This window comes from Pedobacter sp. GQ55 (assembly GCF_059758925.1).
In genome coordinates, this window is record NZ_JCAXEI010000004.1 from 331,262 (window position 1) to 352,285 (window position 21,024).

At 38.4% G+C, this 21,024-nt stretch carries 17 protein-coding genes; 5 read left to right on the forward strand and 12 right to left on the reverse strand.

Annotated features, from left to right (window positions below; all coding sequences use genetic code 11):
• Positions 1–3: 3 nt before the first annotated feature.
• The 5 genes from AC6CH7_RS14080 to AC6CH7_RS14100 are packed head-to-tail and all read right to left on the reverse strand — an operon-like array spanning position 4 to position 5,056.
• Positions 4–774 (reverse strand): SDR family NAD(P)-dependent oxidoreductase, encoded by a 771-nt coding sequence (locus AC6CH7_RS14080; RefSeq protein WP_498263348.1) that lies wholly within the window; start codon positions 772–774, stop codon positions 4–6.
• A 12-nt stretch (positions 775–786) separates the two neighbouring features.
• Positions 787–1,926, reverse strand: a complete 1,140-nt coding sequence (locus AC6CH7_RS14085; RefSeq protein ID WP_498263349.1) for a BT3233 family polysaccharide utilization protein — start codon at positions 1,924–1,926, stop codon at positions 787–789.
• 10 nt (positions 1,927–1,936) lie between these two features.
• A complete protein-coding gene (gene kduI / locus AC6CH7_RS14090) occupies positions 1,937–2,779 on the reverse strand; it encodes a 5-dehydro-4-deoxy-D-glucuronate isomerase (RefSeq protein WP_498263350.1) in 843 nt (280 codons plus the stop codon).
• 25 nt (positions 2,780–2,804) lie between these two features.
• Entirely contained in the window at positions 2,805–3,998 is a 1,194-nt protein-coding gene (locus AC6CH7_RS14095; protein WP_498263351.1) for a glycoside hydrolase family 88 protein, read from the reverse strand.
• A 23-nt stretch (positions 3,999–4,021) separates the two neighbouring features.
• A complete protein-coding gene (locus AC6CH7_RS14100) occupies positions 4,022–5,056 on the reverse strand; it encodes a LacI family DNA-binding transcriptional regulator (RefSeq protein WP_498263352.1) in 1,035 nt (344 codons plus the stop codon).
• Between the two features lie 342 nt (positions 5,057–5,398).
• Here AC6CH7_RS14100 and AC6CH7_RS14105 point away from each other — a divergent pair, with 342 nt between their 5' ends.
• Genes AC6CH7_RS14105 through AC6CH7_RS14115 form a run of 3 tightly spaced genes read left to right on the forward strand, consistent with a single transcriptional unit; the run spans position 5,399 to position 8,118 of the window.
• Positions 5,399–6,139 carry a (Fe-S)-binding protein gene (locus tag AC6CH7_RS14105; protein WP_498263353.1) on the forward strand — a complete coding sequence of 247 codons (741 nt, stop codon included), beginning with the start codon at positions 5,399–5,401 and terminating at the stop codon, positions 6,137–6,139.
• 22 nt (positions 6,140–6,161) lie between these two features.
• Positions 6,162–7,541 carry a lactate utilization protein B gene (locus AC6CH7_RS14110; protein ID WP_498263354.1) on the forward strand — a complete coding sequence of 460 codons (1,380 nt, stop codon included), beginning with the start codon at positions 6,162–6,164 and terminating at the stop codon, positions 7,539–7,541.
• A complete protein-coding gene (locus AC6CH7_RS14115) occupies positions 7,534–8,118 on the forward strand; it encodes a LutC/YkgG family protein (RefSeq protein ID WP_498263355.1) in 585 nt (194 codons plus the stop codon). The genes AC6CH7_RS14110 and AC6CH7_RS14115 overlap by 8 nt, the downstream gene beginning before the upstream one ends.
• 8 nt (positions 8,119–8,126) lie before the next feature.
• On the opposite strand, the gene uxaC is transcribed toward AC6CH7_RS14115, so the two are convergent.
• The 3 genes from uxaC to AC6CH7_RS14130 all read right to left on the reverse strand — a co-directional run bounded on the left by uxaC (position 8,127) and on the right by AC6CH7_RS14130 (position 11,406).
• Entirely contained in the window at positions 8,127–9,536 is a 1,410-nt protein-coding gene (gene uxaC, locus AC6CH7_RS14120; RefSeq protein ID WP_498263356.1) for a glucuronate isomerase, read from the reverse strand.
• Between the two features lies 1 nt (position 9,537).
• A complete protein-coding gene (gene uxuA, locus AC6CH7_RS14125) occupies positions 9,538–10,731 on the reverse strand; it encodes a mannonate dehydratase (RefSeq protein WP_498263357.1) in 1,194 nt (397 codons plus the stop codon).
• A gap of 135 nt (positions 10,732–10,866) precedes the next feature.
• On the reverse strand, positions 10,867–11,406 hold the full coding sequence (locus AC6CH7_RS14130) for a 5' nucleotidase, NT5C type (protein ID WP_498263358.1): 540 nt from the start codon (positions 11,404–11,406) through the stop codon (positions 10,867–10,869).
• 104 nt (positions 11,407–11,510) lie between these two features.
• Between AC6CH7_RS14130 and AC6CH7_RS14135 the strand changes: the two genes are divergently transcribed.
• A complete protein-coding gene (locus tag AC6CH7_RS14135; protein ID WP_498263359.1) occupies positions 11,511–12,260 on the forward strand; it encodes a DeoR/GlpR family DNA-binding transcription regulator in 750 nt (249 codons plus the stop codon).
• On the opposite strand, the gene AC6CH7_RS14140 is transcribed toward AC6CH7_RS14135, so the two are convergent.
• Positions 12,253–15,000, reverse strand: a complete 2,748-nt coding sequence (locus AC6CH7_RS14140; protein WP_498263360.1) for a carboxypeptidase-like regulatory domain-containing protein — start codon at positions 14,998–15,000, stop codon at positions 12,253–12,255. The genes AC6CH7_RS14135 and AC6CH7_RS14140 overlap by 8 nt on opposite strands.
• A gap of 95 nt (positions 15,001–15,095) precedes the next feature.
• On the reverse strand, positions 15,096–17,825 hold the full coding sequence (locus tag AC6CH7_RS14145; RefSeq protein WP_498263361.1) for a carboxypeptidase-like regulatory domain-containing protein: 2,730 nt from the start codon (positions 17,823–17,825) through the stop codon (positions 15,096–15,098).
• Positions 17,826–18,018: 193 nt separating this feature from the next.
• On the opposite strand from AC6CH7_RS14145, the gene AC6CH7_RS14150 reads away from it, so the two are divergent.
• Complete coding sequence (locus AC6CH7_RS14150) at positions 18,019–19,548, forward strand: choice-of-anchor I family protein (protein ID WP_498263362.1); 1,530 nt, start codon at positions 18,019–18,021, stop codon at positions 19,546–19,548.
• Between the two features lie 12 nt (positions 19,549–19,560).
• On the opposite strand, the gene AC6CH7_RS14155 is transcribed toward AC6CH7_RS14150, so the two are convergent.
• Both AC6CH7_RS14155 and AC6CH7_RS14160 read right to left on the reverse strand, forming a co-directional pair.
• Positions 19,561–20,091, reverse strand: a complete 531-nt coding sequence (locus tag AC6CH7_RS14155) for an anthrone oxygenase family protein (protein ID WP_498263363.1) — start codon at positions 20,089–20,091, stop codon at positions 19,561–19,563.
• Positions 20,092–20,097: 6 nt separating this feature from the next.
• A complete protein-coding gene (locus AC6CH7_RS14160; protein ID WP_498263364.1) occupies positions 20,098–20,949 on the reverse strand; it encodes an SDR family oxidoreductase in 852 nt (283 codons plus the stop codon).
• Positions 20,950–21,024: the final 75 nt, after the last annotated feature.

Genomic DNA, 21,024 nt, shown 5'->3' on the forward strand with positions numbered 1-21,024 from the left:
CCATTATCTACCCATCCATCCGCCATCTACTGTCATCACGGTGCCGTGCATATAAGAAGAAGCCTCTGTAGCCAGGAAAACTATTGGACCTTTAAAATCTTCCGGTTCACCCCATCTTCCTGCAGGAATTCGCTCCATAATAGAGCGACTACGGTTCTCATCGGCTCTCAACGCAGTTGTATTATCAGTTGAAATATATCCGGGTGCTATTGCATTTACATTTACCCCTTTAGCTGCCCATTCATTAGCAAAAGCTTTTGTTAACTGGCCAATTGCTCCTTTACTGGCTGCATAACCAGGCACAGTAATGCCACCTTGAAACGTTAGCAGAGAAGCTGTAAAAATTACCTTTCCATGTCCACGCAAAACCATTTCTTTTCCAATTTCCCTGGTAAGGATAAAAGGAGCTGATTGATTTACGGCGATCACTTCATCCCAATACTCATCAGGATGTTCAGATATAGGCTTTCTTAAAATTGTTCCTGCATTATTTACAAGAATATCTATTATCGGATGATCCCTTTTTACCTGATCAATAAATAGTTTAAGTGAATTACGATTGCTAAAATCGCATTGATATGCATAAAATTTCCTACCAAGTAAGGTTATAGATTTTTCTATATCACTTCCCGATCGTTCTAAATTTGCGGATACGCCAATAATGTCTGCTCCTGCTTCTGCAAGGGCTTCTGCCATAGCCTTACCTATGCCTCTTTTACAGCCTGTTACTAAAGCCGTTTTTCCTTTTAAATTAAATAAATCAAGTATCGCCATTTTATATATTTCTTATTGCACTTTTATAACTAACGGCTGGTTTAACTTCTGACTAAAAGTATCCAGATGTTTAAACCATTCATTTGCTGTTGTAATTTCATTTCCCTTACTCCATGCAGAGCCATTATAGTAAACAACAGGTTCTTTGCCTTTAACCAAAGTATGGGTTAGCAAATGAACCTTATCGGTATTCATTTTCACCTTTCCACCTGGAATAATCGTTGCTACCCCTGTAATTCCATCTGCGCCATGCTCTGGCTCCCAGTAACCCATTATGCCTTGTTTTTCATCCATCAGGATAACCCCTGACTCGGCTCTTTTAACAATCCCTATTACTGCAGGAAGATCGGCTCCGTCTGAATAAGAGTAATCAGCTTGTATACGGTTAAAGTGAGAGCCTGCATCAAGAGATATTGTTTTTACTACTTTTACCGGTTTGCCTGCCACATCCCACTCATCATAACCTAACTGAAATGAGGTACGCAAAGGGCCATTATCCAATACTTTCCAGTTATGATAATTTTTAGAATAGTAAACAGAGTCGTTAACATAAGGAGCTATATCTCCTGCTCCTAAAGTTAATCCGACGCTATAATAATCCATTCCATCACCATGATCTGTATGGTAATCGCCAGTTTTGTACCAGTCATTAATTACCAGCTTACTTGATCTTTTAACCCAAACATCAATTCCAAAAGCATTGTCCTTTCTGGTTTCTAATGCTTTACCGTACATGCGGTTAGCAACTTTATCGTTCTCCCACGCAAAGTCATCATAGCGTTCAGGGACATAGCGACCGTAGGTCTTTTTAGTTATAGCAGCAGGTTTGCCTGCTACTATAAGGAGTTTAGCATTCCCTTTTGCCTTAACGTTAATTTGTACCAGTAAATTCTGTATAGCTGTTTCTCCTTTGTGCTCCAATTGAAAAGGAATTTCTTTTTTGGCAGCTGCATCTAATACTTTGAAATTAGCAGTATCAATACCTGGATATTTTGTGATAATGCTAGCCCAGTTAATAGACAACACCTCACCTACCCGCTCTATATCAGATGAATTATTCACTATAATGGTTGTTTTCACCACATTTGTTTGTGCCTGCGCAAAGAACGATGCTCCCGGCAGTAACAATAAGAAAGCAAATACGTTTTTCATAATCTATCTATTATTTAAGCTCATTAATTGCACAATGATCCATATCTCCATAGTCAAGATTCTCACCTGCCATACCCCAGATAAACGTATAGTTGCTTGTGCCCGCTCCTGAATGTATAGACCAGTTAGGCGAAATCACGGCCTGCTCATTTTGCATCCAGATGTGTCTTGTTTCCTGTGGTTCGCCCATAAAATGGCAAACGCTTTGACCTTGCGGAACTTCAAAATAGAAATAAACCTCCATCCTACGGTCATGAGTATGTGCCGGCATGGTGTTCCAAACGCTTCCACTCTTTAGCTCAGTCATACCCATTTGTAGTTGACAAGTAGGCAAAACACTATTCACCAATAGTTTATTTATAACCCGGTGATTTGCTGTTTCAGGACTTCCGAGCTCAACAATTTCTGCCTCAGCTTTTGAAACCTTTTTACTTGGATATTTATGATGAGCAGGTGCAGAATTAATATAAAATTTTGCTGGCTTCTTTTTATCGGCAGAGGCAAATGTTACAATTTTAGTTCCCTTACCAATATAAAGTGCTTCTTTAAAATCCAGATCATGTTTAACTCCATCGGCCACAACAGTACCCTTGCCACCTACGTTAATAATCCCAAGTTCTCTTCTTTCTAAAAAGTATTCGGCTTTTAAACTATCAGGATTTGAAAGTTGTATAGTTTCATTTACAGGCATTATTCCTCCGGCTATATAGCGGTCGTAATGAGACAAGGTAAGATGAATATGGTCGGCTTCGAATATCTCGGGGATTAGAAAATTTTTGCACAGATCTGCGGTAACCATTTGTTTGGTTTCAGATGGACTAAGAGCGTATCGGCTTTCAAAATGTGTTTGCATGTTCTTTATCTTTTTTATTTAAATTTTATAAATACCAGTTTTTATAGCGGTGTAATGCCTCTAAAAAATAGTAATCGGCATAGGTCAATGGAACATCAACTTCCGATTTATGAGGTAGTGAACCTACACTATGTTTTAACAGAAATCCACCATTCTCACCCAATTTTGCACGATAAGTATCAGAGGCCAATGTTCTTAATGCTGTTTCAGCAGCACTTAAATATTGTTTACCCTCTTTTTTATCTGAATACTGAGCGAGTTCCAATAATGCAGAAGCCATGACCGCACCCGCAGAGGCATCACGAAGCGCATTAGGTATTCCCGGAGCATCATAATCCCAGTAAGGAATCATGTCTGCAGGCATATTGCGGTCATTTAACATGAATTTGGCAATATTTTTTGCCTGGTTTAAATACTGTTTGTTTTTAGTAAAACGATACATCATGGTGTATCCATATAAGCCCCAGGCTTGACCTCTACTCCATGCAGATGAGTCTGCAGCTCCCTGCGCGGTTATTTTTTGCAAGATCTTACCTGTTTTCATATCATAATCAATAACATGATAGGAACTAAAATCTGGTCTGAAATGATTTTTAATGGTTGAATTTGCATGCGTAACTGCAATCTCTTTGTACTTTTTATCACCTCCATGGTCGCTTACCCAGCTTAGCAGCTCAAGGTTCATCATGTTATCTATAATAACAGGGCCAGCCATTTTTTTGCTTGAATTCCAGGATTGAATCACACCTGCCTCAGGATGGAAGCGTGTTGACAAAGATTCTGCCGCTGTATCTATTGTCTTTTTATAGGAAGGGTCTTTCAGAATGCGATAAGCATTACCAAAACTACAATACATCATAAAGCCCAGATCGTGATTACCGGTATAATGCTTTTCCTTTTCTAAAATAGAAAGGCGTTCTTTAGCTTCCTTCAGAATGCCGGCATCTTTTGTATACTCATAAATATAAAGTAACGTACCAGGAAAAAACCCACTGCACCACCATTTGGTATCACTTGTTTCTACTTTACCTGTGTTTTCGTAATAGGTTTTAGGCATTACATCTGCAGGTACATTTTTGGCAAGTACCTTGTATTGCTGATCAGCAAATTTAAATTGCTCATCAATCAATTGGCTCATTTTTCCGTCCTTACTCTGGGCGCTTAGCATGCCATTATTTATCAGTAAAAAACAGATTACAACAATTAGTTTTCTCATCATCAATGTTATTTAATATTTAGTTTTTAGGTTGTCATTCTTCTAATTAACTGAACAGGTATCGTAATTGGCACTGTTCTTTCATCAATTATATTTGTACTATTCTTCAAAGAATTTATTAGTGTTTCAACTATCTTTTTCCCTACTTCATCAGGAAACTGTTCTATAGTCGTTATTGCAGGAGTAATTATTGATGTTCTGGGATCATTTGAATAACCTATAATTTTTAATTCGCCCGGCACATCAATTCCCTTTTCTCTTGCAAATTCGAGCGCCGCTATTGCACTCGTATCGTTATCGGTAAATAAACCATCGGGCACAACATCTCCTTCAAACATTTTACGCATAGCTGCTCTCGCATTGGCATGTGTCAACTCCTGATGAAACACCCAATTTTCTCTCACAGGAAGCTTATGCTGTTCCATTGCTTTTAAAAACCCGGCCGATCGGTCCTGGTATAAATTTGAAGTTAAAGGCCCCGAAATATGAGCAATCTTTTTACAGCCAGTTTCAATGAGGTGTGAACTTGCGATGTATCCTCCTCTAAAATCATCACCTTTTATTATTGTTGCTTTTTGTTCGTTTAAGGGTACGCGATCGTAAAAAACTACGGGTGTACCATTTTGCAAAAACTTATCGAAATGGCTAAAATCTGTGGTACCTAAGGTACATGCTGCAATTAAAGCATCAACTCTTGAGGATAAAAGTATCTCTGTAAGTTCCTTTTCCATATCCAATGAGTCATTAGACTGGCATATGATCAGATTATATCCATACTTCTGTAAACCATTCTGAATAGTGGTAATGACCTCTGCATGAAAAAACATTGAAATCCTTGGCACGATAAGTCCAATGGTATGCGTTTTATTGCTACGTAAACCTGAAGCCATATTATTACGCCTGTAACCCAGCTGAGCAGCCATTTTTAGTACATCATTTTTTGTTTTTTCCTTTACGTGTGGGTGATCATTAAGCGCACGGGAAATTGTTGCAGGCGAAAGCTTCAACGCTTCCGCAATATCCAGAATTGTATTTTGCTGTACCCTTTTTTGGTTGGCCATTTTAATATTATATAAGGCTACTGATTTAAGCTAATCCATATACCAAGCTAATCAATATTACAATTATATGAAAACGTTTTCATAAATTCCAACAAATTAATCCGGCATAGTTTAAACATTATAAAAACACATAAGTAGTTCATGTAATTCAGGTTAAACTAAGCCATACCAACTTTTTTGTTACAAAAAACTGTTGAATGAATATCATTATATGAAATCGTTTCCGTTCTAAATAGCAAACTAATCTGCATAATAATCTTAATAACATTATATTTACCGCTGAGCACTGTATATTTGCTTGAACGCACAACCTAAACCAAATAAGATCAGATACTTTTAGCCATGACTGTTGGACTTTTTATTCCGTGTTATATTGACCAGTTCTACCCAAACGCCGCTATTGCAACCTTAACTTTACTGAAGAAACTAGGAGTTGACGTGGTTTATCCCACAAAGCAAACCTGTTGCGGTCAGCCTATGGCCAATTCGGGCTTTGAACATCTCACACAAGGGTGCAATGATTTATTTATAGAAAACTTTTCTGAATTTGATTACGTGGTATCCCCTTCCGGGAGCTGTGTACTCCATATTAAGGATCATCTTCATGCTGATAAAGCCGAAGATAAGGCCCTTGGAATCAGAAAAAAGATCTATGAATTAACCGAGTTCCTTACAGATGTACTTAAAGTTGAGAAATTGACTGCAAGCTTCCCTCATAAAGTTGGTGTACACCAAAGTTGCCATGGGCAACGTGGATTAATGCTTGCGCAAATGAGTGAACTTGTTGAGGCGCCTTTCTCTAAACCACTGCACCTGCTAAATATGGTTGAAGGTCTGGAACTCATTAATCTGCAGCGTCCCGATGAGTGCTGTGGTTTTGGTGGTACTTTTTGTGTTGCAGAAGAAGCCGTATCTGTAAAAATGGGTAAAGACAGGGTTGCGGACCATCTTAACGGTGGTGCCGAATATATTACCGCAGCAGACATGTCTTGCCTGATGCATATGGAAGGTATTTTACGCAGACAAAACAGCAATGTTAAAGTAATACACATTGCCGAGATATTAAACGCACAGGAATTTTAAACCTACAACCAGCAATAATAAAATGAGTACAGGAGCAAAAGATCACGCTCAATTATCCGACATCTTTAATAAAGATGAAGCGCGTGTAGACTGGCATGATGAAACGCTTTGGTTTGTGAGGGCCAAGCGGGATAAGGCTGCAAATAGCCTACCCGAATGGGAAACCTTGCGCGAAACCGCATCACAAATAAAAGACAATGTGCTATCAAACTTACATGATTATCTTTTGCAGTTTGAGGCCAATGCTGAAAAGAACGGCATAAAAGTTCACTGGGCTGCCAATGGCGAAGAACACAATAAAATAGTGCATTCCATTTTAAAGGAAAGCGGTGTAAACCGCATTGTTAAAAGTAAATCAATGCTTACCGAGGAATGCCATCTAAATGATTATCTCCAAAAAAACGACATAGAGGTTATAGATACTGACTTAGGAGAACGTATTGTACAATTAGCTGAAGAGCCACCTAGCCACATCGTACTTCCTTGTATTCATAAGAAAAAGGAAGAGATAGGAGATTTGTTCCACAAGCATCTTGGCACACCCGAAGGTGCTTCTGATCCGGTATTTTTGACTGCCGCAGCAAGGGATCATTTACGTGAAAAGTTTATTACCAGAAAGGCTGCTATCACCGGAGTAAATTTTGCAATAGCTGAAACCGGCGAGTTTGTTGTATGCACGAATGAAGGAAATGCCGATATGGGTGCACATCTTGCCGATGTGCATATTGCTTGCATGGGAATTGAGAAAATAGTACCCTTACGTAAGCATCTTTCTGTATTTCTAAGGATACTTACCAGAAGTGCCACCGGACAACCCATTACCACCTACTCTAGTCATTTTAAAAGGCCAAGACCAGGGCAAACCATGCATATCGTTTTGGTAGACAATGGCAGGACTACACAACTCGGCAGAGAAGACTTCCGCAATTCACTTAAGTGTATCCGCTGTGCAGCATGTATGAATACCTGTCCTGTTTATCGCAGAAGCGGCGGACATAGTTATCACACGGCAATCGCAGGGCCTATTGGCTCCATATTGGCTCCAAACCTGGACATGAAAAACTATGCCGATCTTCCATTCGCTTCCACCCTTTGTGGATCGTGCAGCAATGTGTGTCCGGTAAAAATAAACATTCATGAACAGCTTTATAAATGGCGTCAGGTAATTGTTAAAGAAGGCTACGCAGATCCAAAAAAGGCAATGGCCATGAAAGCAATGGATTTTACATTATCAAATCCATCAATATATAAAATCGCCGGAAAAGCAGGTCGCTGGGTTTTAAAACATGCCCCCTTCACCGTAAACAACAAACTTAATCTTTGGTATAAACACAGAGAAATGCCTGAGTCTCCAAAACAATCATTTGGAGAATGGTATAAACAAAACAATAAAAATGACTAGCAGAGAAGAAATACTGGCTAAAATAAAAACCAATCAGCCAGGTGCCAGGCCTTTACCGGCAGACCTTACTACTGTACCAGGTGGGATGGAAAGCATAACGCAATTTAAAACGGTATTAACTACCATAGGTGGCGCAATAGTTGAAGTTTCAAATTTTGAAGAAATCATACAATACATTCAACAGGAATTTAAAGATAAAAAAAGACTCATATCTACTTTACCTGAACTTGCCTCTGTAACAGAATCAGGATGGGAGAATAAAGATCCCCATAGCTATGAAGATGTTGATCTGGCTGTAATTAAGGCTCATTTGGGTGTTGCCGAAAACGCAGCGCTATGGATTACTGAAGATCTGATGCAACAAAGGGTTGTCCCCTTTATTTGTCAGCAATTAGCTGTTGTGGTAAACAAAGCCGACATTGTTGCTACCATGCACGATGCCTATAGTAAAATAGGTGATGCAGAATATGGATTCGGATCCTTTATTGCAGGTCCATCAAAAACTGCAGATATTGAACAATCTTTAGTACTTGGAGCCCACGGGCCTAAAAGTATGACTGTATTTTTATTAGGCTAGGGATATCCCTAGCCTAATTTAAAATATTCTTTAGCGTTGTAATAGCAGATATCACTGATGATTTGCCCGATCCACTTCTCATCATTAGGTAATATTCCATTCTCCATTTCTGCTCCAAACAGGTTACACAATATTCGTCTGAAGTATTCATGTCGTGAATAAGAAAGGAAGCTACGTGAGTCAGTAAGCATACCTACAAAATTGCTCACCATCCCCATATTAGATAATGCGTTCAATTGTTTTTCCATGCCATCTTTCTGATCCAGAAACCACCAGCCAGAACCGAATTGCATTTTACCTTTCATCCTTCCATCGGCAAAATTACCAGTCATAGCTGCAAAAACCTCATTATCCGCTGGATTTAGATTATAAATAATGGTTTTAGTAAGCTGATCAGTTACGCTCAGATTGCCTAAAAATCCCGATAATCTTTCAGCATGTCTAAAGTCGCCTATAGAGTCATACCCCGTATCAGCGCCTAATTTATTGAACATTCCGAGGTTGTTATTTCTAATTGCGCCCAAGTGAAACTGTTGCACCCAGTCCTTTTCATGATACAGTTTGCTCAATTCCGTTAAAACATAACCGGCAAAAGCATCAGGATTAGAAAACACAGCGCCATCGGTTTTTAAGAAACTGATAAATTCCTTTTTCTCCCCGTCAGTTAAGTCATATGTTGCAGGCAAAGTAGCTAATCCATGGTCAGAAACGCTGCAATTATGCGCAGCAAAATAATCAATACGCTGTCTTAAAGCCGCCAGCAATCCCTCAATATCTGTTATAACAATTCCTGAAACAGCAGAAAGCTGTTTTACGTAATCCTTAAATTGAACTGTCTTATCAATCAATAAAGCTTTATCTGGCCTGAATGAAGGTTTTACTTTTACTGAAAAACCACTCTCACCTAATTGTTTATGATATTTAAGATCATCGCAAGGATCATCTGTTGTACCAACCATTTCCACTTTAAAATGGTTTAACAATCCTTGTGTAGAAAACTCATCTTTTGCAAGCAACGCATTACAGTCTTCATAAATTCTCTTTCCGGAATCAGCATTTAGAAAAGAATTGATACCAAAAGGATTTTTAAGTTCCATATGCGTCCAGTGAAACAGGGGATTTCTAACTGTTGCAGGCACCACCCTGGCCCAGGCCATAAATTTATCCTGATCTGCAGCACTTCCTGTAATCAGCTCTTCGCTAACACCCAATGCACGCATGCCTCTCCATTTATAGTGATCACCTTTCAGCCAGATCTCAGTCAGATTAGCAAACTTCTTATTCTCTGCTATTTCCTGCGGTGGCAGGTGATTATGATAATCAATTATAGGTAGGTTTTTTGCATAATCATTAAAAAGTATTTTCGCTTTCTTGCTGCTCAACAAAAAATCTTCAGGTATTACTGCTCCTTCTATCATGTTATTTATCTAAAAACTGGTTTATTATTCCGAACTCTAATCCTCTCAATTCAGCCAGGCCTTTTAATCTGCCGATAGCAGAATAACCTGGGTTAGTTTTTTTCTTGAGGTCATCAAGCATCTGGTGACCATGATCAGGTCGCATTGGAATGCTAACCTGTCTTTTCTGTTGTATCAAGATGATTTGTTTTACCACATTATACATATCTACATCGCCTTCCAAATGGTTGTCCTCGTAAAAATCACCCGCTTCATTTCTTTTTGTACTCCTTAAATGAATAAAATGAATTCTTTCTCCGAATACATCTACCATTTCAGGCAGGTTATTATCAGCTCTTACACCGAAAGAACCTGTACAGAAGCAAAGTCCGTTATTTAATGAAGGAACAGCAGTAAACAATTTCTGAACCTGCTTGGCCGTACTAACAACTCTTGGCAAACCAAAAATAGGATAAGGCGGATCATCAGGGTGAATAGCGAGTTTTATTCCTGCAGCATCAGCAACCGGAACAATTTCTGAAAGAAAATGAATAAGGTTTTGAGAAAGTCCGCCTTCATCAATTCCTTTATACTTATCTAAAGCATCCTGAAACTGTTTTAAGGTAAAACTCTCCTCACTTCCAGGCAAGCCTGCAATAATATTTCTTTGCAACCCTAAGCGTTCCTCGGCAGACATTTGCTCAAAACGGAGTCTACCCTTTTCAAGTTCCTGATAGGTGTAATCATTAACTGCATTTGGCCTGTTCAGCATATATACATCAAATGCCACAAGTGCTGCTTTTTCGAATTTTAAAGCTTTAGCGCCATTTTCAAGTTCAAATGCAAGATTGGTTCTTGTCCAATCCAGCACAGGCATAAAATTGTAGGTAACAACCGATATACCACAAGAAGCCAGATTCTTTAAGGAAGTTTTATAATTGGAAATATAATTTTCAAAGCCCCTATCCTGAGTTTTTATAGATTCATGAACGGGTACACTTTCTACCACATTCCACTCAAGACCAGCTGTTTCAATTAGATTTTTATGTTTTAAGATCTCTTCAACCGTCCAAATTTCGCCATTTGGAATATGATGAAGTGCACTAACAACTCCTGTGCAGCCAGCTTGCCTGATGTCTGATAGGCTTACCGGATCTTTAGGACCAAACCACCGCATGGTTTGTGTCATTCTGTGTATTTTACTGCCTTGGCTCATATTATATTTAGTTTCCTTATACCGTAATTTACTTTTGCAGTAATAGATGGTATAAAAACTAAATATATACGTTGTTTACAAGATTAAATGCATACTAAACTGCATTTATTATCGAAAACGTTTGCGACAGGCTTATTATGCTGGTACTTCTTCTTTCCCGAACAGGTCCATTACATCATTCCAGTTATCAACTCTTTGATGATGTGTTTTGTAAACATTATGTGCTGCAGTAAACATAATCGTTTTGCCCTTAAAATAATCAAGGTTTTTGCAGTGGTCATCTATCATGTAATCTGTATTAATAATACTTTTATCGCCACAAAAAACTATGTTTTTCCAACTAATAAATGGAAAGTATTCTTGCAACCATTCTTGCTTTTCAGATAAACATTGAGGAAATTCCATTGCTGCTGAAACAACATATACATCGTAGGTTTCCATGAGTTCTTTTACCGCCTCAATTGCTCCGGGCATTACAGGTATTGTCCTGAAAAATCCAGGCGTATAAACAAACCTTTTTACAGCTGTCTTATCAGGAAACCCTTCCGATTCAAGTACTCCCAGCATGTCTTCACGATTAACTTTAACACCATAATCTCTCTCATACCAGTTTATGAAATGGGTCTCTGTATCGGCGAGCACACCATCCATATCAATTGCTATTGTTTTTTTCATATTCTATTTATTTATATCTTGTAATAAGTTGCAACAAAAATACAATATTTTGCAACATATTGCAATTTAATTTTCTTAATATTGCATAATATTGCAAACAAATTATGATAAAGGCAGAAAGATTACAGCATATAATAGATCACATCACTAAAGAAGGCAAAGTTCTTTTAGGAGATTTAAGTAAACTATTAAATGTTTCTGAAGACACGGTAAGAAGAGATATTAAAGAATTATCCGATGAAGGTTTGCTTAAAGCAGTTCGTGGAGGAGCAATCTTACACTCTCCTATTCAAAGACATTATAGAGAAAGAGAACATTACGACATTGGCCATAAAGAAATATTTGCAGCCAAAGCTTTGAAATTCATTAAAGATGGCCAGGTAATCATATTCGATGCCGGAACATCAGCTTTAGCTGTTGCAACCAATTTACCTAAGGAAATTAATATTACCGTAGTAACCAATAATTTCCCTGTAGCTAATATTCTTGAAGACCATCCAAATGCAGAAGTTATTTTTGTAGGCGGACGATTAAATAAATGGTCATTTTCTACAATGGGACATGATGCTATACAAGCCATTAAAAATGTTCGTGCCGACATCTGTTTTCTAGGTATCTGTAGTATTGACCTAAACATTGGGGTTACAGGGTTGAATTACGAAGATTGTCAGATGAAGAAAGCAATGATTGAAACATCCAAACACATCATTGCGCTTTCAACCTTTGAGAAATTGGATACAGCTGAAAATTACTACATCTGCGCAACAAATGAATTGAATACCATCATAACAGATATAGATCCAAAGGAAGGTAGCCTACAGCGATATAAGGATGCTGGTATTGAAATTATTTAACCTGATAACGATAAACCTGTCTTCCAAGTAAACCATCTGCGTTGATCCCTTCTACGGTTACGCGGTAAGTTCCTTTGTTATCAGAATTGAAATAACTAAGCGTGGCTTTACCTTCCTTATCAGTAACTGTTGCAGGGTTCCAATAGATAGTGCTTCTTAAATCTGCAAGAGGGCTATTAATAGTATTATCATATTTAGGCACATAAAACTCCTTTACAGAAGCAAACCCTTTTGGAGCATAATAAACTACCGACGGATCGTATTTTTGTCGAAAATTACCACTTTTAGTATAAATTGCCATTACTGGCGGAGGCTTTAATCCAAACCTCCCGCCAAGTAACCTCGCCCTCATCGCATAACTATCATATACAAAATATACCTTACTGATATTTGATCCATCTCCTAATAGGAGCTCCTGAAAATCACAACTTTCAAGCACCCATCCGTCAATAGTTACAGCATAAACCCCATCCCCCGATAAGGTACGTGCTACCCACATAGGTCCACAATCTACCGACATGATCTGATCAAAACGCACACTTTTGTTGTTGTTCATTTTCTCCAAACAGTCTTTAAACGTTCCGCAGTTTTGCCTGGAATCTGGTCTAAAAACTTGATCAGCCTGGTTTTCATGTATGGTATTACCAAATTTAGGTAATTTACTCGCCTGAATCCGAACTTCTTTCAAATGCTGACCACGCCCCGTTCTACCATGTTTTTGCATGTCTAAATCTTGCTTTACACTATTTTCAATAGACGCCATAAGCGCCTTAGGAATATCAGAATTGATGTCGCCAATATTTATATTAGGGGTGGCATCTTGTTCAACGAACTTATCAATTTGTATTTCTAATCTCTTACCATTTTTTGCTGTCCTACCCTGGATTGTAAAATCAATTCCTTCGGTAATAAGAAGATTGCTAAACTTAAATTTCCCTTTGCCGTCAGAAATAGTGTCTAAGACCAAGCCTAGCTTGTTATTAATTAGTGTAATCTTACCATCAGCGACCGGTTTATTGTTCAATGTCATTAACTTTCCGGTAATGTTTGTTACCAGCTTTTCAGCTTTATAAACTAGCGGCACCTGTTTGTTAGAAATCAGGTCTTTCCAAACAAACCTTCTATATCCCTGGGTAAGCATTAAAATATCAAGATTAGCTCTTGTTTCATCTGTTGGGTTATGAAAATAATAATTAGGTTTCTCTATATAGCCTTTTATATCAGAGCTCAACAACAGTTGAGAGAATATAGAGTTCTCAGTCGTTTCATCTGAAGGAACTACATCTTCATTAATTACTGATACCGAAAAATTCCCTACTAAAGGATTCCCGGAAGCATCTTGAGCATTCAGTTCTATTTCTACTTTCTCTCTTATCGAGTATTCTTTTTTGGAACTGTTAACTTTTAAGTCCATATGATCATTCTTTTGTACAAAAACGATCCTTTCATTTAATGGATCGCCAGATTTAGAAAAGAGCGCAAATTGTAGAATACCAGATGAAAATCCATTTGAAGGAATTGGAATGGAGGTAACAGCCTTGTTTATGTGAATATCAACAGCATATTGAAGATCACCTTCTGAGAGCGCAACCAAACTAACAACCTGGTCTCCTTTTTTCAAAATCGAACTGCCGGTCCCTATCCTTACTAAAATGGTATCTCCTCCTGTATTATTATACACAGAAAGCGCATAACCTTCATTAACAGCATTAGGCAATTTTAACGTATTTACTGATCCGTCAGGATAAGTTATTTTTGCCTGATAGGTTTTGCCTTGTTCCGATTTCAAATTAAAATAACCCATACCCAAATGTTTCGTTTCCAACTTAGAAACCTCTTTATTTTCATTATCAATTATCACCCCTTGAACAGGTACACCTAAACCATTAGCGCCAACCGCTTTAACTCCAACCTTTGTCCATATATCGTTTACAAGATTTCCCCCCTCAGGAAAAAATTGAACATCTGTTTGCTGCGAAGCTCTTTTAATAGGAAATGATTTAGGGACATTTTCTCCATCAGCGATGGTAATCCTAGTCAAAATATAAGCGCTACCGGCCTTTTCTGATTTAGAGCTCGGCAGGATTACACTTAGTTCTCCCGACTCATTTGTTTTGCCTCCGCCGGTGGCTATTGATTTATAACCTTCTTTTAATTCGTATCTAACGGCTTTATCTGCATATGGACCTCCCTTTTGATCGGTATATTTTATCAATGCTATTACTTTAGTTTGCTCCCCATCCTTAGCGTAGATATAATCTATTTTTGCAAAAACAGTATTTGCTGCAGAATTACCTACACTAAAAGTTTTATCATAGAAATATTCGGAACCTGCATTGCGCATCCATTGGGTATAAGCCCTTAAGCGATAGTTTCCCTCACGTAAAACGGTATCGGACAAAACAATATTACCTTTAGCCATACCTGCCATAAGCGGCAACTTAAGCGACTGAGCAATAGAATCACCTTCATTAATCAGCTCCACATAAACAGCCCCACTAAGCGCTGATAGCTGATGTTTGCTACCAATAGTCACATACGTTTTAAACCATATCGTATCTCCAACAATATAATAAGGCTTATCAGTATGCAGGTAAACCTTTTCCTGAGGATTATTCTCTGTCCAACTTTGGAGAGAGGCTAAAAGCTTCTCAATAGGATCCTCATCTCGGCCTGTAAAAGCCACAATGCCAATAAATGCTATTGAACAAAATAGGAAAATGGAGCGTTTCAATTTCATAGTTGCCTTAGTGAACGATTAAATACGTGCAATCAAATACAAAGACAACTATGACGTCTCCATTGAGGACACCCATTCAAGAAAAATAACACTTATTATTTAACTTCGTATTTATAAACCTGTCTTCCTAATAACCCATCTCCATTAATACCTTCAATAACTACACGGTAAACACCCTTTGTATCTGCATTAAAAAAGCTGATCTTTCCTTTACCATTTGATCCGACTAAAACACCAGGATTCCAATACACCGTACTTCTTAGATCTGTTATACGACTGTTACTATCATAAACCGGAGCATAAAATTCCTTTACAGGGTTAAAACCTCTTGGCGCATAACTTACAACTTCAGGAGTGTATCCCGAACGCAATACTCCAATCCCCCTTTTCGTTGCTAAGAATAAGGTAGGCCCTCCGGTCATATTCATTATGGCAGCATTGGTACGAGCAACATCTACCCTATCAATATCCAATGGATCCAAATAAAACAGATCCTGAACCTCGCAATCATTAATTTGTCTACCATCAAGATATACTTTCATCCTTTCATTTCTTGAAAATGGCATTGTAACGGGCCCGCAATCGGCCTCGGCCGATCTAAATTCAATATTGGTGACCGTAGCTCTTAACCACTCCAAAAGTGTCCCAAATGCCTGCACATTACTCGGCCTGTAAGTAAAATCTGCGTGTCCATCTAACACAAGGTCATAGCCAAATAGCCTTTTACGCTTTTTCGCACTAATTATAACCTCATTAAGCTGTTGAGCCCGTCCCATTTGTCCATTCCTCACCATTTCAGCATCTTGTTTTTTACTATTCTCAAGAGAAGCCATCAATGACTTACCCAGATCAGTATCCAGATCGCCAACATTAATATTTGGTGTTCTATCTTGCTCACGAATCTTATCAACTTTTATTTCTACATTTTTACCACCTTTTGCATTTCTGCCTTGCACAGTGAAGCTGATTTCATTAGTAATTAAGAGATCACTAAATTTATAATACCCTTCTGCATTGGTCACTGTATCAATTACCACCCCTAATTTATTATTTATCAGTGTTATCTTTCCGCCCGCAATGGGCTTCTCTCCCAAGCTTAATAACCTTCCAGTAACATTAGTGGTTAATTTCTCCGCTTTAAAAGCAGGTTGAAATGGCTTACCCGCGGTTATATCTTTCCATACAAACCTTCTGTAACCCTGCGTAAGCATTAAAAGGTCAAGATTTGCTTTGGTTTCCTCAGTAGGCTTATTAAAATAATAGTTTGGTTTCTCTATATAGCCCTTAATATCAGAGCTCAACAATATTTGAGAAAATATAGTATTTTCTTTAGCCTCATCAACTGGAACAGCGTCTTCACTAACTACAGATACCGAGAAATTGCCGGAAATTGGAGTCCCATTTGCACCGGCAGCACTTACGTCTATTTCAACCTTTTCCTTTGCTGCATAAACTTTTTTAGGTGTCGATAGTTTAACATCCATCTGATCATTGTTCTGGATAAAAATGATCCTTTCATTCATCGGAGCTCCGGCAGAGGAAAACAGCGTAAACTGTGTAATTCCTGATGGTAAATCTTTTGCCGGTATAGAGAGCGATGTCTGCGCCTTACTTATCGGCATACTGCTTGCATAACTTACACTACCGCTCGATTGAGCGATCAAACTAACAGTTTGGCTACCCTTTTCAAGTACAGAAGGATTCGCTATAACACGCACGAGAACAGTATCTGTTTCAGTGTTGTTATAAACAGAAAGAACATATCCACTTTCCAGGACAGAAGGTAACTTAACAGACTTTTCTGATCCATCAGGATACGTCACTTTTGCCTGATAAAGTTTACCCTTTTCAGGCATTAACCTAAACTGCCCCATCCCTAGATGTGTTGCTTCAAAAGTTTCTACTTCTTTGCCATCGCTATCAATTATAACTCCTTTAACCGGAACACCTAATCCATCAGTACCCGTTGCCTTAAATGCAACCCTTGTACGAACACCACTTACTAAAGGACCACTTTCCGGGAAAAACTGAACGTCAGTTTGCGTAGATATGCTTTTGATTGCAAATTCCTTAATAACAATTTCCTTCTCTCTGGTTTGAAGCTTGGCCGTTAGGTGCTTATCTTGTAATTTACCGGATTTACCACCCTGTAATTTTATCTTTAGCTGCCCATAATTATCGGTTTCCTTATTGCCACTAAATACCTTTTCATAGCCATTTTCCAAAAGTGCATAATCGACTTTCCGGTTACTTAAGACCTCCCCCTTATCATTTGAATAGGTTAACACAGCAGTCACAACATCTTTCGATCCATCTTTACTATACTCATAGTTAATTTTACAGAAAACAGTGTTTGCAACTGAATTACCAACTCTAAGTATCTTGTCATAAAAAAATGCGGGATCCGAATTACGCATCCATTGTGTGTAGGCTCTTATCCGATAATTGCCATCACGCGAGCTACTGTCAGGCAATACAAAACTACCTTTAGTCATTCCGGCAATAAGTGGTAGCTTTAATGATTTTGCAAGTGAATCTGCCTCATTATAAAGGTCAACATATACCGCACCGCTAAGAGCCGAAAGCTGATGTTTGCTACCAATGGTTACATAGGCTTTAAACCAAATGGTATCGCCTACCATGTAATAGGGTTTATCGGTATGAAGGTATACCTTTTCTTGTGGTTGAGTTTCTGTCCATTTTTGCAGTGAGGCAACTAGTTTTTCTACGGGATCGTTGTCCTTTTGCGTAAAAGAAAACGCAGCTGCAACTAACAGCACTGAAAAAATAGGAATAGCAATTTTAAGAGCGTTTTTAAATTTCATACAGTTTAATTTGGTTGGTTGGAATTTCATAAATATAAAAAAATATCGTGAAGAGAATGCAATTAAAAACAAAGACATTTCAGAATAACCAAATAGGGACAACATCTAAAATTATTTTAACAATAACATAATCTTATACTTAGATAATAGTAATCTTCCAACAATACATTCGCTGCTTAAACGTATACGATATATGAAAAGAACGCTACTACTTAGTTTCCTTGTAATTGCTTTACTCAGCTGTAAAAAAGAGAAGCCATCAACAGACCAGGAGGTTGTTTTAAATGAAGACCCGGCAACTTATGCTGAGATTGGATCTCTTGATATCGGAGAACTGGGCGCAGCTGAGATCTCTGCATTTGACCCTGCAACAAACAAACTTTTTGTTGTAAAAAATGAAAATGAAGGCGAGCCAAATCAGGTTAACCGAATTGAGGTTGTTGATTTTGCAAATCCATCAAACATGAAAGCCACTGGTTTTATAAGTGTTACCCCTTATGGAGGTGCAGTTAACAGTGTTGCAGTGTACGACGGCAAACTAGCTGCAGCTATCCAGGCTAATAATAAACAAGCAAACGGCAAGGTTGTTGTCTTTAAAACAAGCGATCACAGTAAAATCAGTGAAATAAATGTAGGGGCTTTGCCAGATATGGTTACTTTTTCTCCGGATGGAAAATACATTTTAACTGCTAATGAAGGAGAACCTAATACCGACTATACAAATGATCCGGTAGGTACAATCTCAATAATATCCGTTAATGACAATTATGCGGTAACTACCATCGACTTCTCGTCTATGATAGGTCAACAAGCTGCATTAACAGCCAAAGGGTTCAGAATCTTTGGTCCTGGAAAAAACTTCGTAAATGATATAGAACCCGAATACATTACAGTTTCTGACGATTCAAAAACTGCCTGGGTTACTTTACAGGAGAACAATGCAATAGCTAAAATCGATATCGCTTCAAAAACCATCACTAATATATTCGCGCTGGGTTTTAAAGATTACAATGCTGATGGTAACGAAATAGATCCCAGCGATAAAGACAGTGGCTTTGCTCCTGCAAAATGGCCGGTAAAAGGTATTTATATGCCTGATGCTATTGCCGTACTTGAGCAAAATGGAACTCCATACTTATTTACTGCCAACGAAGGCGATGCAAGAGATTACGATGCCTTCTCAGAAATAAAGAGCGTAAAGGATATTGTGCTTGACCCTACAACTTTCCCAGATGCTGCCGAATTAAGAAAAGATGGTAAACTTGGTCGTCTTAAGATTACAACAACCCTAGGAGATGCCAATGGTGATGGAGTTTTCGATGCACTATATTCATTAGGAGCCCGTTCGTTTAGTGTTTGGAACGGCAATAATGGAAGTCAGATTTTCGACAGCAAAAACGAGTTGGATGCTAAATGCGCCACTAACACCACTTATGATGATGGCAGAAGCGACGACAAAAGTGTTGAGCCCGAAGGAATAACAATTGGAACAGTTGGATCCAAAAAAGTTGCATTTGTAGGTATGGAAAGAGCCGATGCGGTAGCAGTATATGATGTAACTAATCCGGTTAAGCCAGTTTTCTTGCAACTTTTAAAATGTGGCGATGCTCCTGAAGGAGTACTATTTATCTCTGCAAAAAATAGCCCTACCAAAAAAAGCTTATTGGTAGTGAGTAGTGAAAACGATGGCGTAATCAAAGTATACACACCAAAAACGATATAACAACTCTCATTATTAATTGCTTGTTTGCGCCCCCTCAGGGTACAAACAAGCAATTATTACCAACACAATGGCCATAGTAGCGGCAATTGCCCTGATGGTATTTAACGAGTTCCATGTGGCCTCGAAACCACTCCTTTGCAACCTCATGGTCTCCGCGGTTGCTGATTTCAGGTCAAAAGCATCCAATGCATTATTAAGTGGTACATTACCAAAAATAGTAACGCCAAAAGTGCCTATAATGTAGCACAAAGCCGCAGCAACCAATAACCAGAACTTAAGCTGAACAGGTTGACCATAGTGCAGATATGCGCTTAATGGCAATAGCACCAATGCGCCAAAAAATCCGGCAAAGAATACCGGATTTAATATCGCTCTGTTAATTTCCTGCATTGCAGTTAAATACCCTTCATCCGACAGCTTTGCCAAACCCAGATTCACTGAACAAGACCAGGCATAAAACAATCCTGCCATCAGTGCGGTTGTGGTGCCCGCAAGCACCAATACTATATTTGTTAACGAGATCATACGATTTAACTTTTCCATAAATTACTAAAGATTTCTTAGATATTCCTTAAGCTCAGATGGTTTGCGCTTCAATAAATCCTCTAGTGCACCATCTACGTAAGAAAACTCATCAGCTTTAATGCTATCCGCCAAACTCAACTGCCAGCCTATCTGATCATCAGGCATTTGAAACTTATCCAGTTCTTCTGCTAAAACTACATTAGGGATGTTCACATAAGAAACTTCCACCCCCTTTTCCGCTGTTAAAATTGCCGCCAGGTCTTTAAAGGTATAAGCCTTTGAACCGGTTATTTCATACCGCCTATTTTCATGTCCATTGCTTGCAAGTACATTACTTAGCGCCTCAGCAATATCCATACGCAATACAAAACTTACTGCTCCATTACCTGCCGGATAGTAAATATTACCATGCTCCAGTGCCTCGCCAAGAAATATTGGGATCGTTTCCATATACAGACTATTGCCAAAAAAGGTATGAGGTATTCCTGAATCCAAAATAGCCTTTTCTGTTGCCAAACATTGTTGGGTCGCCATAAAGTGCGCATCCAATTTTGGCTTTACTGCACCGGTATAAACAATGTGCTGCACGCCCTGCTGTTTTGCAGCCTTAACCACATTAGCTTCCTCTTTAACACCCTGCACGCCTATACTTATTGCAGATATTTGCAATAGCTTATCAACACCCTTTAATGCTTCATTCAACGATTCAAGATCATCATAATCGGCAATGCGAATTTGAATACCTGAATCTTTTAGATCCTCAATTTTCTTTGGATCTCTTACTATCGCCACAATTTGCTCTGGTTTAATCTTTTTTAATAGAAAACCTATAGTTGCTTTACCAAGGTTTCCGTTTGCTCCTGTTATCGCTATCATAATTTCTTTTTTTACCAAAATTATGAGCTATGCAAAACCATGAATAGAACAAAACCGACACTAAATATTTAGTTA

What these genes read in the sequence shown, in the direction of transcription:
- AC6CH7_RS14085 (WP_498263349.1), bottom strand. Translation starts at nt 1,926, where the DNA reads ATGAAAAACGTATTTGCTTTCTTATTGTTACTGCCGGGAGCATCGTTC.
- AC6CH7_RS14095 (WP_498263351.1), bottom strand. Translation starts at nt 3,998, where the DNA reads ATGATGAGAAAACTAATTGTTGTAATCTGTTTTTTACTGATAAATAAT.
- AC6CH7_RS14100 (WP_498263352.1), bottom strand. Translation starts at nt 5,056, where the DNA reads ATGGCCAACCAAAAAAGGGTACAGCAAAATACAATTCTGGATATTGCG.
- uxuA (WP_498263357.1), bottom strand. Translation starts at nt 10,731, where the DNA reads ATGAGCCAAGGCAGTAAAATACACAGAATGACACAAACCATGCGGTGG.
- uxaC (WP_498263356.1), bottom strand. Translation starts at nt 9,536, where the DNA reads ATGATAGAAGGAGCAGTAATACCTGAAGATTTTTTGTTGAGCAGCAAG.
- AC6CH7_RS14080 (WP_498263348.1), bottom strand. Translation starts at nt 774, where the DNA reads ATGGCGATACTTGATTTATTTAATTTAAAAGGAAAAACGGCTTTAGTA.
- AC6CH7_RS14155 (WP_498263363.1), bottom strand. Translation starts at nt 20,091, where the DNA reads ATGGAAAAGTTAAATCGTATGATCTCGTTAACAAATATAGTATTGGTG.
- AC6CH7_RS14150 (WP_498263362.1), top strand. Translation starts at nt 18,019, where the DNA reads ATGAAAAGAACGCTACTACTTAGTTTCCTTGTAATTGCTTTACTCAGC.
- kduI (WP_498263350.1), bottom strand. Translation starts at nt 2,779, where the DNA reads ATGCAAACACATTTTGAAAGCCGATACGCTCTTAGTCCATCTGAAACC.
- AC6CH7_RS14140 (WP_498263360.1), bottom strand. Translation starts at nt 15,000, where the DNA reads ATGAAATTGAAACGCTCCATTTTCCTATTTTGTTCAATAGCATTTATT.
- AC6CH7_RS14145 (WP_498263361.1), bottom strand. Translation starts at nt 17,825, where the DNA reads ATGAAATTTAAAAACGCTCTTAAAATTGCTATTCCTATTTTTTCAGTG.
- AC6CH7_RS14135 (WP_498263359.1), top strand. Translation starts at nt 11,511, where the DNA reads ATGATAAAGGCAGAAAGATTACAGCATATAATAGATCACATCACTAAA.
- AC6CH7_RS14110 (WP_498263354.1), top strand. Translation starts at nt 6,162, where the DNA reads ATGAGTACAGGAGCAAAAGATCACGCTCAATTATCCGACATCTTTAAT.
- AC6CH7_RS14160 (WP_498263364.1), bottom strand. Translation starts at nt 20,949, where the DNA reads ATGATAGCGATAACAGGAGCAAACGGAAACCTTGGTAAAGCAACTATA.
- AC6CH7_RS14105 (WP_498263353.1), top strand. Translation starts at nt 5,399, where the DNA reads ATGACTGTTGGACTTTTTATTCCGTGTTATATTGACCAGTTCTACCCA.
- AC6CH7_RS14115 (WP_498263355.1), top strand. Translation starts at nt 7,534, where the DNA reads ATGACTAGCAGAGAAGAAATACTGGCTAAAATAAAAACCAATCAGCCA.
- AC6CH7_RS14130 (WP_498263358.1), bottom strand. Translation starts at nt 11,406, where the DNA reads ATGAAAAAAACAATAGCAATTGATATGGATGGTGTGCTCGCCGATACA.